The following is a 15,285-nucleotide window of genomic DNA, read 5'->3' as shown; positions in this document are numbered from 1 at the left end:
CGGGGTTAATTAACCAGCTTTTCCGCAGGTCAGAGCTTGTTCGGCCGCGACCCCGGTGGGGGGGCGCGCCCGGACGTGTTTAGGTGCGTGGTGTGGCCTTCTTATTGACACTGACGCGCACGGGGGTGTGACCTGCATGGCCGCAGGAGGTTTCTGCAAACTGCCGGACGGCAATGTCGTCGTCGCCCTGAACCTGCCGGGGGCGACGCCGAGGCGCCCGCTGCCCGGGGCTGTGTCCGGTGTTCCGGCGGCGCCCGGCGCGGTGCCCGGCGCCCGGCCCGGGGGCATGGCCGGCGTGCCGGCCGGGGCCGTGCCGGGAGACGGGTCCGTACGTGTCCTCGTCCTCGCCGCGAACCGGGCCCGGGCCCTCACCCGGCTCCGCAACCTGGGCATGCGAGCGATCTACCTCCGCGGCAACGCGGCGCCCCCGACCCCGGACGAGATCACCGCCGTCCTCCACCACCCCGACGGCCTCATATGGCGCACCTCACCGGCCTGCACGGCCTCCACGACACCGGAGCTGTGGCACCCGATCAGAGCGCTGCTGAGGAGGCCGACGGTACGGGTGTGACCCCCAACGTCCTCCGGCCCCCATTTCCGCCGCAGCGGTGATCGGCACCCGGTGGATTCCGGCGGCGCCGAGCTGCCGCAACCCGCGCTCGCACGCCCCCAGGAGGCCTACACCACCGGCTTGCCCGACAACTCGACGCCCGCCTCGCGAAGCTCCTCCAACGCCCGCCCGGTGGTCTCCTCGGACACCCCGGCGGTCAGGTCCAGCAACACCTGGGTGCGGAAGCCCTCTCGCGCGGCGTCCAGGGCGGTGGCGCGTACGCAGTGGTCCGTGGCGATGCCGACGACGTCGATCTCGGTGATGTCGCGGGCGCGGAGCCAGTCCGCGAGGGGCACGCCGTTCTCGTCGGCGCCCTCGAATCCGCTGTAGGCCGCGGAGTACGCCCCCTTGTCGAAGACGGCGTCGACCGCCCCGGAGGCGACCGCGGGCGCGAAGTTGGGGTGGAACCCGACCCCCTCCGTGCCGGCGACACAGTGGGCGGGCCAGGAGTGGACGTAGTCGGGGTTGTCGGAGAAGTGGCCACCGGGCGCGATGTGGTGGTCGCGGGTGGCCACCACGTGCTGGTAGCCGGGGCCGGCCGCCTGGCCGATCAGCTCGGTGACGGCGGCGGCCACATCGGCACCGCCGGCCACCGCGAGGCTGCCCCCTTCGCAGAAGTCGTTCTGTACATCGACGACGATCAAGGCGCGGCGCATGGTGTCGGTGTCCTTAGACTCTTCGGTTCTTCGGGGTGGGTGGGATCGGCCGAGCTGCTGCACTGCGAAACGCTGAGCCACGAAACGCTGGACTTCGAAACTACGAACTTCCGAGCCTAGAGACTTCGAGGGCCGTTCGGGAGGGGGCATCCGGCGCTCGGTCGGTGCGCGGACCGGAGCACAGGCCGAACGCGCGGGCGCTCGGGGGCTCGCGGCAGAGCAGCCGGACACGTTCACTCCGGCCCACCCCCCGGCGTGCCCCCGCTCTGCGCCCCGCACTCACCCGAGCGCCCTCAGACGTATTCCGTCGGAATGACCGCTTCCCCGCGCGACAGCTGCGTGGCCGACAGCGGCAGCTTCGCCAGTACGGCCGTATGCCGCTCGCGTACGACGTCCAGCGGCTCCCGGGAGAGGACCCGGCCGTCCTCGATCAGCTGGACCAGGAGCTGCCGGTCCTGGAGCGCCTCGGGAACGGGCCCGGTGCCGACGACCTCGGCCTCGGCGACGCCGTGCTCGTCCAGCCGCCGGGCCGCCCACTTGCGGCCCCCCACGGACGTCTTCCCGCCGCTGGACTTCTTCGCCACGGGCACCAGCGGGTCCGTGGGGTCCGCGGACTCCGCCCGTGCGACGAGTTTGTAGACCATCGAGCAGGTGGGGTGGCCGGAGCCGGTCACCAGCTGCGTTCCGACGCCGTACGCGTCCACCGGCGCCGCCGCCAGCGAGGCGATGGCGTACTCGTCGAGGTCCGAGGTCACGATGATCCGCGTGTCGGTCGCGCCCAGCTCGTCCAGCTGCTGCCGCACCCGGTGGGCGACGAGGAGCAGATCACCGGAGTCGATGCGCACGGCGCCGAGCTGGGGCCCGGCGATCTCCACGGCGGTCCGTACGGCCTCGGCGACGTCGTACGTGTCGACGAGCAGCGTGGTGTTCCGGCCCAGCGAGTCCACCTGGGCCTGGAAGGCGTCCCGCTCGCGGTCGTGGAGCAGGGTGAAGGCGTGGGCGCTGGTGCCGACCGTCGGGATGCCGTAGCGGAAGCCGGCGGCCAGGTCCGAGGTGGAGGTGAAGCCGCCGACGTACGCCGCGCGCGAGGCGGCCACGGCGGCCAGCTCGTGCGTGCGCCGGGCGCCCATCTCGATCAGCGGGCGCCCCCCGGCGGCGCTCGACATCCGGGAGGCTGCGGCCGCGATCGCCGAGTCGTGGTTGAGGATGGAAAGGATCACGGTCTCCAGGAGGACGCACTCGGCGAAGGTGCCCTCGACCCGAATGATCGGCGAGCCCGGGAAGTACACCTCGCCCTCCTGGTAGCCCCACACGTCTCCGCTGAAGCGGTAGCCGGCGAGCCAGTCGAGGGTCTCCGCGTTGACGATGGAGCGCTCGCGCAGGAAGCCGAGGACGCCCGGGTCGAAACGGAAGTTCTCCACGGCGTCCAGCACCCGCCCGGTGCCGGCCACCACGCCGTACCTACGTCCCTCCGGCAACCGCCGTGTGAAGACCTCGAACACCGAACGCCGCTCGGCCGTACCCGCCTTCAACGCGGCCTGCAGCATCGTGAGTTCGTAGTGGTCCGTGAAGAGCGCGGTCGAGGGGACGTCGACCGGCAAACCAAGGTCCGCTGTGTTCATGGCAAGGGATCGTACTCCCATCTCGTCAATCTGACGATTTCTGGGCGATCGTTTGGCAATCGTTTTTGACGGACCCTGGTCGCGGGGCTGCATTTGTGCGGACACCCCCCTGTGGTGGCAGCATGGGCCGTGTGACGGCAGCCGCACCCATCGAGATCGAGAAGACCGAGTCGGCGGAGGAGGTCTTCGCCGTACCCGAGCCCGACGTACCGTGGCTGACCATCGTCCACAACGACCCGGTCAACCTCATGAGCTATGTGACGTATGTCTTCCAGTCGTACTTCGGGTACTCGAAGGACAAAGCCACCAAGCTCATGCTCGACGTCCACCACAAGGGCCGCGCGGTCGTCTCCAGCGGAACACGCGAGGAGATGGAACGCGACGTACAGGCCATGCACGGCTACGGTCTGTGGGCCACCCTCCAGCAGGACCGGAAGTAGCGACGCACCTGATGCCAGGACAATTCGAATCGCTCCCCGGCGGCGGCGCGGCCGTCGCCCTCGACGAGGTCGAGATCTCCATCATCCGCTCGCTGGCGGTGCAGCTCCTGGAGCTGATCGGCCCGGGCCCCGCCGAGGACGCCGGCGACGACCCGCTCGCCGAACTCTTCGCCGAGGGCCCGAGCGAGCCGCCCAAGGACCCCGTCCTGCTGCGGCTGTTCCCGGACGCCTACAGCGATCCCGAGGGCACCCCGACGGCCCGGGAGGCGGAGGAGCAGCGGGCGCACTCCTCGGAGTTCCGCCGCTTCACCGAGAACGATCTGCGGACCGGCAAGCGCGAGAAGGCCCTCGCGGTGATCCACTCCCTGGACGCGCTGGCGGCGACCGGTGAGGGCGGCGCCGTGCTGAAACTGTCGGCGGACAACTCCCGGCAGTGGCTCGGCTGCCTCAACGACCTGCGTCTCGCCATCGGCTCCCGGCTCGACGTCATCGACGAGGAGGACACCGACCTCCTCTACCGCCTCCCGGACGAGGACCCCCGCAAGCCGATGGTGATGGCCTACCTCTGGCTGGGCGGCCTTCAGGACTCGCTCGTCACGACGCTGATGCCGTGATGCCGTGATGCCGTGATGCCGTGAGGCCGGAATCCGGCGTTCCCTTCCGGCCTCTCCATGTCCGCCGCACGACTGCCGCACACCCGCCGCACACCCGCCGCACGTTCGCTCCATGTTTCCTCCACGGACGCTTCGCGTTCGCTCAGAGGACACTCAAATCCGGATAACGATCGCGTCACCGCGCCCGCGAGGGATGCCCTCGCGGGTGTTCTTTGTCCGCTTCTTCCTGTGTTGTACGCCACAAAGCGGCCAGTGGATCAATATGGCGACCGTGATAAATCTTCACGACGCCCGACGGACACCACCCTTGTCCCGCCGGGTGCGCCACCGAGTCGGCCATCGCCGACCAGGCAACGAGCGGGCCCGCGAAGCCCGCTCAGCTCCATCTCATCCGGGGGGGATCGGAACCCGATCCGGGGTCGACGAACGGCGCGGATCGGCCAGCGTGGAGAAAGGCGCACAACACATGACCTCCGCTCAGGTCAACAAGAACGGCGACGAAGCCGTGCGTGGCGACGCACCCGAAGAGGGGTACGAGCGCGGGCTCGGCAGCCGCCAGGTCCAGATGATCGCGATCGGCGGCGCCATCGGCGTCGGCCTCTTCCTCAACGCCGGCACGAACATCGCCAAGGCGGGACCGAGCCTCATCCTGATGTACGCCGTCGCCGGCGTCATCATCTTCTTCATCATGCGGGCGCTCGGCGAGCTGCTGCTCTACCGCCCCGTCTCGGGCTCCTTCGCGGAGTACTCCCGCGAGTTCCTCGGCCCGTTCTTCGGCTATTTCACCGGCTGGACGTACTGGCTGCTGTGGGTCGTGACCGGCATGGCGGAGCTGACCGCCGCCGCGATCTACATCAACTACTGGTTCCCGTCCGTCCCGCAGTGGGTGACGGCCCTGGTCTTCCTGGTCGTCCTGTTCGTGGCCAACCTGATCTCGGTGAAGCTGTTCGGCGAGATCGAGTTCTGGTTCTCGATGATCAAGGTCACCGCCCTCATCGGCATGATCGTGATCGGCCTCGGCGTCCTCACCTTCGGCTTCAGCGCCGCCGGTGACACGGCAGCGGTGTCGAACCTCTGGGCCTTCGACGGCTTCTTCCCCAAGGGCATCGGCTCCTCCCTGATGACCTTGCAGGGCGTGATGTTCGCGTACCTCGCCGTCGAGCTGGTCGGCGTCACGGCCGGCGAGTCCGAGAACCCGGAGAAGACCCTCCCCAAGGCGATCAACACCCTGCCCTGGCGCATCGGCCTGTTCTACGTCGGTGCCCTCACCGTCATCCTGTGCGTGGTGAAGTGGACCGAGTTCGCGCCCGGGGTCAGCCCCTTCGTCGCGGCGTTCGCGAAGATCGGCATCCCGGCGGGCGCCGCGATCGTCAACTTCGTGGTCCTGACGGCGGCCCTGTCCTCCTGCAACTCCGGCATGTACTCGACGGGCCGCATGCTGCGCACCCTGGCCGACAGCGGTGAGGCACCCAAGGCCTTCAACAAGCTGTCGGTCACCAAGACGCCGGCCTTCGCCATCGCCGTGTCCGTGCTCTTCATGGGCATCGGCGTGGTCCTGAACTACATCGTCCCGGAGAAGGCCTTCGGTTACGTCGTCTCCGTCGCCACCGGCGCCGGTATCTGGACCTGGCTGATGATCCTGTTCAGCCACGTCCGCTACCGTCGCGCGGTCGACGCCGGCCGACTGCCCGCCTCCTCCTTCCCGGCACCGGGCGGCTCGGTGGGCAGCTGGATCGCCATCGTCTTCCTGCTCTTCGTCACCTGCCTCATCGCCTACGACCACGAGGCCCGCGTCAGCCTCTACGTCATGGCCGGCTGGGCGGCGGCCCTCGGCATCGGCTGGGCCGTACTGAAGTCCCGCCGCCCGGAGGTCACGGACCGCCGCGAGACGGAGTTCGAGAAGGTCGGCTGAGGCCTTTCGCTCAGCATGCGGGCTGTTCCGTACCACCCCTCGGTACGGAACAGCCCCTCTGTTTATCCTGGCCAGCATGCTGACCATCACCCAGGCCCTCGTCGACCAGATCGTCGCCCACGCGCGCAAGGACCACCCCGACGAGGCGTGCGGCGTCATCGCGGGACCGGAGGGTTCGGACCGCCCCGAGCGCTTCATCCCGATGCTGAACGCGGCCATGTCGCCCACGTTCTACGAGTTCGACTCGGGCGACCTGCTCAAGCTCTACCGCGAGATGGACGACCGCGACGAGGAGCCCGTGGTCATCTACCACTCCCACACCGCCACCGAGGCCCGCCCCTCCCGCACCGACATCTCCTACGCCAACGAGCCCGGCGCCCACTACGTCCTCGTCTCGACCGCCGACACCGACGGCCTCGGCGAGTTCCAGTTCCGCTCCTTCAAGATCGTCGAGGGCGAGGTGGCCGAGGAGGAAGTGGAGATCGTCGACGCTTACTGAATCGACGGTGAGTACTGAACCGACGGTGAGCGGAATTCGCGGCTACGGTGTTCGTACGCACGCGCACGCACACAACAGCCCGCGACGGAGACGGTGTTGACACAACAGACGCGACGACCGCACAGCCGGCGCCCCACACTCGACGACGTCGCACGCGGCTCGGGGGTGTCCAAGTCCACCGTGTCGCGGGTGATCAACGGCGAGGACAAGGTGCGCGCGGCGGTCGTCGAACGGGTCCGGGAGGTCATCGCCGAACTGGGCTACGTGCCGAACTCCGCCGCCCGCCAGCTGGTCACCCGCCGTAACAACGCCATCGCCGTCGTCGCGAGCCAGCCGCAGAACCGGCTCTTCATCGACCCCTTCTTCGACCTCCACCTCCGCGGCATCCGCAAGGAACTGGTCGCCCACGGCGCCCAGCCCGTCCTGCTCTTCCTGGAGGAGCCCGAGGAGTACCCGCGCGTCGGCGACTTCCTGGGCGGCGGCCATGTCGACGGCGCCCTGCTCTTCTCCCTGCGCTCCGACGACCCGCTGCCCGGCATGATCGACAAGCTCGGCCTGCCCGCCGTCTTCGGCGGCCGGCCGCTGGTCCGCGAGGGCGAGCCCGTACACGACCACGTGTACGTCGACGCCGACAACCGGGGCGGGGCCCGCGAGGCCGTCCGCCATCTGGTCTCGCTGGGCCGGGAACGCGTCGCGACGATCACCGGCCCGGTCGACCGGGAGGCCTCCGCCTTCGACCGCCTCGACGGCTACCGGGACGTCCTGCCGGACGCCTCGCCCCTCCTGGTCGAACACTCCGACTACACCCGGCAGGGCGGTGTCGACGCCATGGCCGCGCTCCTCGACCGCTGCCCCGACCTGGACGCCGTCTTCGTCGCCTCCGACCTCATGGCCTCCGGCGCGCTCCAGGTGCTGCGCGAGCGCGGGCGCCGGGTACCGGACGACGTGGCCGTCGTCGGCTTCGACGACCTCGCGCCCATCGCCGAGCACACCGACCCGCCGCTGACCACCGTCCACCAGGACATCGAGGGGATGGGCCGGCTGATGGCCCGGCTGCTCTTCAGCCGCACGGAAGACCCGCCGGGCCCCGGGGCGGCGGCGGCCGGCCCGCTGTCGTCGGTGGTCACGCCCACACGGCTGGTCGTACGGGAATCGGCCTGAACGCTCTGCGGGCCTCTGTCCGACTGTGCCGCGGCGGTCGCCCCGCACGTGCCGCCGCGGCCCGCACGACCCGCCGCCGAGGTGCGCGGTCTCACTCCCCGGCCCGAATCCGTCCGACATGTGGGATCACCTTCCGGGACCCGGACCGGGAATCGATACGATGAGCGCATGGTTCTTGACGACGTGAGCGAGAAGACGCCGGGCGCACTGCTCGTGGCGCGGCTGCACGTCGACCTGTGCAGGCTTGCCAGCGCCATCTGTTGACGCCGACCCCTGCCGCCGTACGGCCGTGAGCCGCGGCGCCACAACCTGTGTGACCACGCACTCCGCGCTGCCGCGCGCCCTTCGACCCGACCACTCCCGACAGGAGCCGCACACCATGGCCATCGAGGTCCGCATCCCCACCATCCTCCGCCAGTACACCGACGGTCAGAAGGCGGTGGAGGGAGCCGGTGCCACCCTCGCCGACCTGTTCACCGATCTCGAAAGCCGTCACGCGGGCATCCACGCCCGCATCGTGGACGGCGGTGAACTGCGCCGCTTCGTCAACGTGTATCTGAACGACGAGGACGTCCGCTTCCTGGAGGGCATCAACACCAAGCTGTCCGACGGCGACAACGTGACCATCCTGCCGGCGGTGGCCGGCGGCATGGCCTGATCACCCATGCGCTACGACTCCCCGCTGGCCGCGGTGGGCAACACCCCTCTGGTGTGCCTGCCGCGGCTGTCGCCGTCCGCCGACGTCCGCATCTGGGCGAAGCTGGAGGACCGCAATCCGACGGGTTCGGTCAAGGACCGTCCCGCCCTGCACATGATCGAACAGGCGGAGAAGGACGGCCGTCTGACGCCCGGCTGCACGATCCTGGAGCCCACCTCGGGCAACACGGGCATCTCCCTGGCCATGGCGGCGAAGCTCAAGGGCTACCGCATGGTCTGCGTCATGCCCGAGAACACCTCCCAGGAACGGCGTGACCTGCTCAACATGTGGGGCGCCGAGATCATCCCGTCCCCGGCGGCAGGCGGCTCCAACACGGCCGTACGCGTCGCCAAGGAGCTGTCCGCCGAGCACCCCGACTGGGTGATGCTCTACCAGTACGGCAACCCCGACAACGCGGGCGCCCACTACGCGACGACGGGTCCCGAGATCCTCGCGGACCTCCCCTCCATCACCCACTTCGTCGCCGGTCTCGGCACCACCGGAACCCTGATGGGCGTCGGCCGCTTCCTGCGCGAGCAGAAGCCGGACGTCAAGATCGTCGCCGCGGAGCCCCGCTACGACGACCTCGTCTACGGCCTCCGCAACCTCGACGAGGGCTTCGTCCCCGAGCTCTACGACGCGTCCGTCCTCACCACCCGCTTCTCCGTCGGCTCCGCCGACGCGGTGACCCGCACCCGCGAGCTGCTCCAACAGGAGGGCATCTTCGCGGGCGTCTCCACGGGGGCCGCGCTGCACGCCGCGATCGGGGTCGGCAACAAGGCGGTGAAGTCCGGCGAGTCGGCCGACATCGTCTTCGTCGTGGCCGACGGCGGCTGGAAGTACCTCTCCACGGGCGTCTACACGGCAGCGACGACAGAAGAGGCCATCGAAACACTGCAGGGCCAGCTCTGGGCGTAGGGGCAGGCGGGTTCTTTCGGCGGGGGCGAAAAAGTCCCGTCAGTTCGACAGGTGGCGGACCTGGTCCCAGAGGATCGGGTCCGCCACGCCCGCCTTGCGGCGGAAGTCCCGGACCGGGACGTCACGCAGCTCACCCGTCTCCAGAAAGCTGGGCCGCCCCCGACCGTCACCGACGGTACCCGGCGGCAGCGGGATGACCCCGGGCCGTTCGTCGCGGTACCGGCTGGTGATCTTGGCGACGCGAGCACGATCCCCCCGCACGGCCAGGACGAGACAGGGCCGGTCCTTGCCACCGGGCCCGTCCTCGAAGGGGACACTCGCCCACCAGATCTCGGCGGGCCGGGGCCCCGGCACCGGCCCGCGCGCACGCTCGGAACGCCCCGGCGGCCTCGTCCGCCCACCAGGCCGCCCCGATCGCCGCGGCGGCCGACGCGACCGCCCCCACCCGTCGACGACCGTCGCGACCAGCGCCAGCAACACCACCGCCGCGAGCGCCAACCACCAGGACGTGTCCATAGCCACGACGGTACCGGCGCACACTGCGCCACGCCCGCCCTGTCGCACGCTCCCGCGCTCTTCGACACCACCTCACCCCGGCCCACGCGCGCCTCAACGGCCCCATGACCAGCCGAACCGGTGACACCACAGGTGAGTTCGCCCACAACTGATTTGGGCACCTTTGTGAGCTGCGTGGATGCCGGAAAAGGGCCGCTGACGTGCGAAAACGCCTCTCAGCGGATCTCACGGTTTCGCGGCGTTTCCCGCACCGATGTGCCCTCGAAGTGCCCTCGGCTGGATGCCCGGCGCGGGGCGAACACTGGAATAGACTCCGAGAAGAGAAGCTGATCACGATGACTCTCCGGACCATCGCCCATTACCTCGGTCTGCCCGTCCGGCGCGACCCGCAGGAGGTCGTAAAGATCACCGAGAGTCTCCGCCCCCTGGACGAGCTGCCTGACGACAGGCGGGAACGGCTCGCCGCAGAGCGGACCAAGGTCCTCAGCGAACGTTACTGGCACCGGCCCTATCTCAGGGACTGAGCGTCGCGTCCTCCATGGTGGGTCATCACGGAGGTCACTTTGCCACCCAATTGGTGTGACCAGAGGTGGAAGGTGCTCACCTCGCCGCCGACTGCAGTCGCCTTCATAGGGCCCTATGAAGTTGCACCATTGAGAGCGGCGGTACTAACGTGCTGCCGAGTTCAGACGAGGCGCGCGAGAGGCCGGGTCCCCCCGCCGCCACGGTATTCCTGTGCCTTGAAGGCATGCGGAGGGGGTAGGGGTGGACGTCAACTACGAGGAACTTCGCGAGTCGCTCACGGCAAGCAAGGGGCTGCGAACTGTCGCGATGGGTATCCTGCGCGACATTGAAGGCGCTGGCCGCCTGGGCATTCAGGTTCGCGAGGCCATCTCGCGCAGTCTGGAATCGCACGGCATGGGCCACTTCCCTGGAGAGCTGCCTTCCAGCCAGCACGATCAGGTCCGCCTGTACCTCGTTGGGAGTCCGATCGCCGACGTCGTCAAGGCGGTGCTTAGCCCCACACCAAAGGGCGATGAGGCTCTGCGTAGCATCGGTGACGCGGGGGCTCAGGAACAGCTCCGCCAGATCCGCGAGATCGTCGGTGGCTAGTCCAATCGCCCAGCCTTCATTGCTCTGCTTGCGGAGTCGTCCGGCCTAGCGGGAGGAGAGCTGACGTGACCATGCCGCAAACGCAACAGCTGGCCGACCTGTGCGAGATCATTTCCGGTCCGTCAGGGCAGCAGTTGGAGGGCCTTTCCACTGCCAACGATGGCGTTCCCGTAGTCTCGGCGTCAGACCTCACTACCGAACACAGCGTTGATGCACGCAATATCAAGCGAGTCCCCCCAGGGACCGCAGCCAACCTTGCGCGTTTCCAGCTGCAGCAAGGTGACATGATCTACGTGCGGCAGGGAGCGCTGGGGCGCCGGGCCGTAGTCGGCCCGACCGAAGCTAGCTGGCTGTTCGGTGCCGCTTGTCTGAGGATCAGGCCCCGGACAGGCGCGATCTTGCCTGAGTATCTCCTCCACTACCTTGGGCATCCGCTGATCCATGAGTGGATCACCTCGCAGGCGAATCGTGGGCAGGCTGTCGAGACCCTCACGTCCCGGACGCTGGCTACAACTATGGTCTTCTTGCCAGATCTCGAACGGCAGCGAGTAGTCGTCAGCGCGATGAAGAATGCCGGTGCCCAGATCAGCGCGCAGAGACGGCTGATTGCCAAGTACGAAGCATTTCAGCTGGGTCTGCTGACAGACTTGCTCAGTGACGCATTCGACGGTCCATCTACGGGAGTATAAGTCCCGTTGTTGTCAGGGCGATGCGGTAAGACAGATGAGACGACGTAGAGCACACGATCCTTAGGCCGACAGCCTTCGGGTCATGTGGCTCGATCTATGAAAGGTAGGCGCGGGTGGCGCGATTGACCCTGCCCCAGTTGGAACGGCACCTTTTCGCGGCGGCGGACATCCTGCGGGGCAAGATGGATGCGGCGCAATACCAGGAGTACATCTTCGGGATGCTCTTCTTGAAGCGCGCCTCCGATCAGTTTGATGTCGTCCGCGCCCAAGTCATCGAGCAACGGCTGCGCGCCGGCGACTCCCAAAGCCGGGCGAAGACGGTAGCTGAGGCGAAGGGGTACTACCCCAGCAATCAGTTCTTCGTGCCCGAGCGCGCTCGCTGGTCCTACATCGCTGACCACGCCCGCGAGGCGAGCCCAGGTGATCTGCTTAACAAGGCACTTGGCGAGCTGGAGGACCACAACTCGCTCGCCCTCGGTGGTGTATTGGACCACATCGACTTCACTCGCAAGGTCGGGAACTCCCCGCTCAGTGCTACTGCAGTGCGGGACCTGATTGACCATTTCGGTCGTTACCAGCTACGCAACGAGGACTTCGAGTTCCCCGACCTGCTCGGCCACGCTTACGAGTACCTCATCGGAGAGTTCGCCGATGAGGGCGGCAAGAAGGGCGGACAGTTCTATACGCCTCGCTCTGTGATCCGCATGATGGTTCGCCTTGTGGAGCCCCAGGAGGGCCAGTCGGTTTATGACCCGTGCTGCGGCTCCGGTGGCATGCTGATCCTCGCCAAGGAGTACGTTGAGGAGCACGGCCAGGACGCTTCAACGCTCGCGGTGTACGGGCAGGAGGAGAACGGGAGCGCCTGGGCTATGGCCCGGATGAACATGCTCCTTCATGGCATGACTGGTGAAGGCATCGCGCACGGTGACACCCTCGCCGATCCCAAACATGAGGATGCGCAGGGCGAACTACTCCGCTTCGACCGCGTCCTCACCAACCCCCCCTTCGCTCAGAACTACAAGCGCAAGGGCATGCCCCACCCCGAGCGCATGTCCTATGGTTGGGCACCGGAGTCGGGCAAGAAGGCTGACCTGATGTTCATCCAGCACGTACTGACAGTGCTGGAGCCAGATGGCGTCGCGGCTTCCGTCATGCCACATGGCGTGCTCTTCCGAGGCGGTGAAGAAGCCAAGATCCGGGAGCAGATGGTCGAGAAGCGACGCCTCGAAGCGGTGATCGGCGTCGGCCCGAACATCTTCTACGGCACAGGTATCCCTGCCTGCATCCTGGTTTTGCGCGGTTCAGACGGCCTGCCTGACGACAAGCAGGACGGTGTGCTCTTCATCAACGCCGACCGCGAGTTCACGGCGGGGCGCGCCCAGAACACCGTCGACCCGCAGCACGACGAGAAAATCGTCACCGCCTTCCGGGAACGGAAGAACATTGACGGCTTTGCGCGAGTAGTCCCATTCACGGAACTGAAGGACAACGGCTACAACCTCAACATCCGCCGATACGTCGACAACACCCCGCCGCCCGAACCACAGGACGTACGGGCACACTTGCATGGTGGTGTGCCGAAGGCAGAGGTTGCGGCCAAGGCCGAACTGTTCAAGGCATACGGCATTGATGCGGCGAAGCTCTTCAAGGAGCGGGATGCTGAATACTATGACTTCCCTGATGCGGGATTTGAAGCGACCGCCATAGGTATCCCAGCGCTGGCTGCGCCATACGAGCGCAAGCTCGCGGAGGTATACGACGAATGGTGGGATGCGCATGCGAAGCACCTTGTAGCTCTGGGGAGGGAATCTGATCTCGTGTCGGACAAGAGCGGCGAACTGACGAGGACGCGTGAGGAGCTGCTGACGACCTTCACCCGGGATCTACTGCCTGTGGGTGTACTCAACCGCTTCCAGCTCTCCGGTGTGATCGCGGCCTGGTGGTTTGAGGTTCAGTACGACCTCAAAAGCCTGATTGGACAAGGATTCCAAGGAGTCATCGAGCGCTGGGTGGCCAACATCGAGTCGGCCTTCGAGGAACCGGAAGACGCCGATAGCAAGACGTTGACGCGGCTGCGAGCCGACCAGCGCAAGGCGAGGAGCCACCGGCTGGTGCCCGCTTTGATCCCCGAATATGTGGAGCAACTGGAGGCGGCGGAGGAGTTGGTCGCCGAGCTGGACGTCAAGATCAAGGCCGGTACGCCGAAGAAGGCCGTCACTGGCGATGACGAGGGCGACGGGCAAGGACAGGATCCGGAAGAGATCCTTAGCGCGGCGGAGATCCGGAAGCTTAGGGCCGATTTGAAGACCGCAAAGGCAAGGGTGAAGGAACTACGGTCCGTCTTCGTCGACGAATTGAAGAAGGCGGCAGCGAGGCTCTCGGCGGAGGAAGCACAGCAGACAGTTTTGTCCTTCTTGGACGACGACCTGCGGGCAAGAATGGATCGCTTTGTGGCAACAGGTCGCCGGGAACTGGTCGCCGCATACCGAGGTTGGGGTAGCAAGTACGCGATGACGCTCGTGAGTCTAGAGCGGCAACGTGACGTTGCTGCTGAGCGACTGGCGAAGTTTCTGAAGGAGCTGGGTTATGCGTGAGCAGACGGTCCCTGCTGAGGCGGAACAATGGATTACTTGCAGTCTTGGTAATATCGCGTCGCGTATCACGCAGCGAAACCTTGGCGATAACCGGAATGTCCTGACAATCTCAGCCAGACACGGTCTTGTGAGTCAAGAAGGCTTCTTCAATCGGCAAGTAGCTAGCGCGGATCTTTCACAGTACTTCCGGATTGAGCGGGGAGACTTCGCCTACAATAAGAGCTACTCCGCCGGGTATCCGGCCGGAGTGGTGCGAAAGCTCGAGCTTTATGACTCCGGAGTGGTCTCGCCTCTCTATATCTGCTTTCGCGTGGATCGCGGCCTGGTTGATCCAAATTTCTTGTTGCATTACTTTGAGTCAGGGATCTTGAATGATGTGATCCTTGATATCGCCCAGGAGGGTGTCCGGAATCATGGACTCCTCAATGTTAAAGTAGAAGACTTCTTTTCGCTAAAGCTGAATATTCCTGGGCTGGGAGAGCAACGGCGAGTCGTTGAGATTCTTGACGAGATTGATAGCCAGATCGCTACGATGCGACGCGTCATTGAAAAACGTCGCATCGTGCGGCGCCATCTCCTGAGGCGTCTTGTGCGAGAAGGAGGGTACGGCAAGGTGCCCTTGAGTGAGATTTCTACAATTCGGTCTGGAAGCACACCCTCGCGCGCACGAGATGACTACTGGAAATCGGGAACTGTGCCGTGGGTGACGACATCCGAGATTAACTATTCCGTGATTACTGATACGCGGGAGAGAGTGACACCTGTCGCCGTAACTGAAACAGGACTTCGGATCTTCCCCAAGGGGTCGGTCTTGATCGCTATGTATGGCGAAGGCGCGACGCGAGGAAGATGTGCGATCTTGGGGGTTGATGCAACGACGAATCAGGCGGCCGCCGCTATCGTCCCCGACCCTGCGAGTCTTGACTCTGCGTATCTTTATTACTCCCTAGAGGATAAATATGAGGATATTCGCGGGATCGGTCACGGATCACACCAGACGAACCTTAATGCATCCATGGTTGGGGGAATTAAAATTCCGGTTCCAGCGGTGGGTGAGCAGCGCAAGATTTCAACCCACCTGGAATCTTTTGATGCAGAGCTGGGGAAAGAGAGGGAAATTGAAGGTAAATATGTTTCGTTGAAACAGGCGCTGGTGAATGATTTGTTGTCTGGGCGTGTACGGGTGCCTGTCAGCGCTGAGCGGTAGCCTCGTTTGATCAGGTGACGCGCAGGGGGGGACGGAG

General features: G+C 66.2%; 17 protein-coding genes. 14 read left to right on the top strand and 3 right to left on the bottom strand.

Going from position 1 to position 15,285, the window contains the following annotated elements; all coding sequences use genetic code 11:
- The first annotated feature begins 136 nt into the window (after positions 1 to 136).
- Positions 137 to 571, top strand: coding sequence for a hypothetical protein (locus tag ACFU53_RS15520; RefSeq protein ID WP_383991399.1), 435 nt, complete (start codon positions 137 to 139; stop codon positions 569 to 571).
- A 107-nt stretch (positions 572 to 678) separates the two neighbouring features.
- On the opposite strand, the gene ACFU53_RS15515 is transcribed toward ACFU53_RS15520, so the two are convergent.
- Together ACFU53_RS15515 and ACFU53_RS15510 are read right to left on the bottom strand one after the other, a co-directional pair.
- Entirely contained in the window at positions 679 to 1,266 is a 588-nt protein-coding gene (locus ACFU53_RS15515; protein WP_383991396.1) for an isochorismatase family protein, read from the bottom strand.
- Between the two features lie 293 nt (positions 1,267 to 1,559).
- Entirely contained in the window at positions 1,560 to 2,888 is a 1,329-nt protein-coding gene (locus tag ACFU53_RS15510) for a nicotinate phosphoribosyltransferase (RefSeq protein ID WP_383991393.1), read from the bottom strand.
- A 122-nt stretch (positions 2,889 to 3,010) separates the two neighbouring features.
- On the opposite strand from ACFU53_RS15510, the gene clpS reads away from it, so the two are divergent.
- The 8 genes from clpS to ACFU53_RS15470 all read left to right on the top strand — a co-directional run bounded on the left by clpS (position 3,011) and on the right by ACFU53_RS15470 (position 9,129).
- Positions 3,011 to 3,328, top strand: coding sequence for an ATP-dependent Clp protease adapter ClpS (gene clpS / locus ACFU53_RS15505; RefSeq protein ID WP_257564756.1), 318 nt, complete (start codon positions 3,011 to 3,013; stop codon positions 3,326 to 3,328).
- 11 nt (positions 3,329 to 3,339) lie between these two features.
- A complete protein-coding gene (locus tag ACFU53_RS15500; protein WP_383991390.1) occupies positions 3,340 to 3,942 on the top strand; it encodes a DUF2017 domain-containing protein in 603 nt (200 codons plus the stop codon).
- Between the two features lie 466 nt (positions 3,943 to 4,408).
- Positions 4,409 to 5,854: an amino acid permease gene (locus tag ACFU53_RS15495; RefSeq protein WP_383991387.1), complete on the top strand. Its 1,446-nt coding sequence runs from the start codon at positions 4,409 to 4,411 to the stop codon at positions 5,852 to 5,854.
- Between the two features lie 76 nt (positions 5,855 to 5,930).
- Entirely contained in the window at positions 5,931 to 6,353 is a 423-nt protein-coding gene (locus tag ACFU53_RS15490) for a Mov34/MPN/PAD-1 family protein (RefSeq protein ID WP_383991384.1), read from the top strand.
- A 96-nt stretch (positions 6,354 to 6,449) separates the two neighbouring features.
- Positions 6,450 to 7,514, top strand: coding sequence for a LacI family DNA-binding transcriptional regulator (locus ACFU53_RS15485; protein WP_383991381.1), 1,065 nt, complete (start codon positions 6,450 to 6,452; stop codon positions 7,512 to 7,514).
- 168 nt (positions 7,515 to 7,682) lie between these two features.
- Positions 7,683 to 7,778, top strand: a complete 96-nt coding sequence (locus tag ACFU53_RS15480; protein ID WP_309474684.1) for a putative leader peptide — start codon at positions 7,683 to 7,685, stop codon at positions 7,776 to 7,778.
- Between the two features lie 115 nt (positions 7,779 to 7,893).
- Complete coding sequence (locus ACFU53_RS15475) at positions 7,894 to 8,172, top strand: MoaD/ThiS family protein (RefSeq protein ID WP_383991378.1); 279 nt, start codon at positions 7,894 to 7,896, stop codon at positions 8,170 to 8,172.
- A 6-nt stretch (positions 8,173 to 8,178) separates the two neighbouring features.
- Positions 8,179 to 9,129, top strand: coding sequence for a PLP-dependent cysteine synthase family protein (locus ACFU53_RS15470; RefSeq protein WP_383991375.1), 951 nt, complete (start codon positions 8,179 to 8,181; stop codon positions 9,127 to 9,129).
- A gap of 39 nt (positions 9,130 to 9,168) precedes the next feature.
- Here ACFU53_RS15470 and ACFU53_RS15465 read toward each other — a convergent pair whose 3' ends face one another.
- Positions 9,169 to 9,645, bottom strand: a complete 477-nt coding sequence (locus tag ACFU53_RS15465; protein WP_383991372.1) for a type II toxin-antitoxin system PemK/MazF family toxin — start codon at positions 9,643 to 9,645, stop codon at positions 9,169 to 9,171.
- 335 nt (positions 9,646 to 9,980) lie between these two features.
- On the opposite strand from ACFU53_RS15465, the gene ACFU53_RS15460 reads away from it, so the two are divergent.
- From ACFU53_RS15460 to ACFU53_RS15440, 5 genes are all read left to right on the top strand, one after another.
- The gene (locus ACFU53_RS15460; RefSeq protein ID WP_383991369.1) at positions 9,981 to 10,169 is read left to right on the top strand and encodes a hypothetical protein; all 189 of its coding nucleotides are present in this window, start codon (positions 9,981 to 9,983) and stop codon (positions 10,167 to 10,169) included.
- 241 nt (positions 10,170 to 10,410) lie between these two features.
- Positions 10,411 to 10,758: a hypothetical protein gene (locus ACFU53_RS15455; RefSeq protein ID WP_383991366.1), complete on the top strand. Its 348-nt coding sequence runs from the start codon at positions 10,411 to 10,413 to the stop codon at positions 10,756 to 10,758.
- Positions 10,759 to 10,829: 71 nt separating this feature from the next.
- On the top strand, positions 10,830 to 11,447 hold the full coding sequence (locus tag ACFU53_RS15450; protein WP_383991407.1) for a restriction endonuclease subunit S: 618 nt from the start codon (positions 10,830 to 10,832) through the stop codon (positions 11,445 to 11,447).
- Positions 11,448 to 11,560: 113 nt separating this feature from the next.
- The gene (locus ACFU53_RS15445; RefSeq protein ID WP_383991363.1) at positions 11,561 to 14,041 is read left to right on the top strand and encodes an N-6 DNA methylase; all 2,481 of its coding nucleotides are present in this window, start codon (positions 11,561 to 11,563) and stop codon (positions 14,039 to 14,041) included.
- Positions 14,034 to 15,248, top strand: a complete 1,215-nt coding sequence (locus ACFU53_RS15440) for a restriction endonuclease subunit S (RefSeq protein WP_383991360.1) — start codon at positions 14,034 to 14,036, stop codon at positions 15,246 to 15,248. The genes ACFU53_RS15445 and ACFU53_RS15440 overlap by 8 nt, the downstream gene beginning before the upstream one ends.
- Positions 15,249 to 15,285 lie beyond the last annotated feature (37 nt).

This window comes from Streptomyces sp. NPDC057474 (assembly GCF_042802555.1).
Taxonomy (GTDB): Bacteria; Actinomycetota; Actinomycetes; order Streptomycetales; family Streptomycetaceae; genus Streptomyces.
The sequence above is the reverse complement of the archived record's forward strand: the minus strand, read 5'-3'. Positions and strand labels throughout refer to the sequence as shown.

Coding starts and splice junctions, on each gene's coding strand:
- clpS (WP_257564756.1), top strand. CDS start 3,011: ATGGGCCGTGTGACGGCAGCCGCACCCATCGAGATCGAGAAGACCGAG.
- ACFU53_RS15495 (WP_383991387.1), top strand. CDS start 4,409: ATGACCTCCGCTCAGGTCAACAAGAACGGCGACGAAGCCGTGCGTGGC.
- ACFU53_RS15475 (WP_383991378.1), top strand. CDS start 7,894: ATGGCCATCGAGGTCCGCATCCCCACCATCCTCCGCCAGTACACCGAC.
- ACFU53_RS15500 (WP_383991390.1), top strand. CDS start 3,340: ATGCCAGGACAATTCGAATCGCTCCCCGGCGGCGGCGCGGCCGTCGCC.
- ACFU53_RS15450 (WP_383991407.1), top strand. CDS start 10,830: ATGCCGCAAACGCAACAGCTGGCCGACCTGTGCGAGATCATTTCCGGT.
- ACFU53_RS15520 (WP_383991399.1), top strand. CDS start 137: ATGGCCGCAGGAGGTTTCTGCAAACTGCCGGACGGCAATGTCGTCGTC.
- ACFU53_RS15480 (WP_309474684.1), top strand. CDS start 7,683: ATGGTTCTTGACGACGTGAGCGAGAAGACGCCGGGCGCACTGCTCGTG.
- ACFU53_RS15440 (WP_383991360.1), top strand. CDS start 14,034: ATGCGTGAGCAGACGGTCCCTGCTGAGGCGGAACAATGGATTACTTGC.
- ACFU53_RS15510 (WP_383991393.1), bottom strand. CDS start 2,888: ATGAACACAGCGGACCTTGGTTTGCCGGTCGACGTCCCCTCGACCGCG.
- ACFU53_RS15465 (WP_383991372.1), bottom strand. CDS start 9,645: ATGGACACGTCCTGGTGGTTGGCGCTCGCGGCGGTGGTGTTGCTGGCG.
- ACFU53_RS15460 (WP_383991369.1), top strand. CDS start 9,981: ATGACTCTCCGGACCATCGCCCATTACCTCGGTCTGCCCGTCCGGCGC.
- ACFU53_RS15490 (WP_383991384.1), top strand. CDS start 5,931: ATGCTGACCATCACCCAGGCCCTCGTCGACCAGATCGTCGCCCACGCG.
- ACFU53_RS15470 (WP_383991375.1), top strand. CDS start 8,179: ATGCGCTACGACTCCCCGCTGGCCGCGGTGGGCAACACCCCTCTGGTG.
- ACFU53_RS15515 (WP_383991396.1), bottom strand. CDS start 1,266: ATGCGCCGCGCCTTGATCGTCGTCGATGTACAGAACGACTTCTGCGAA.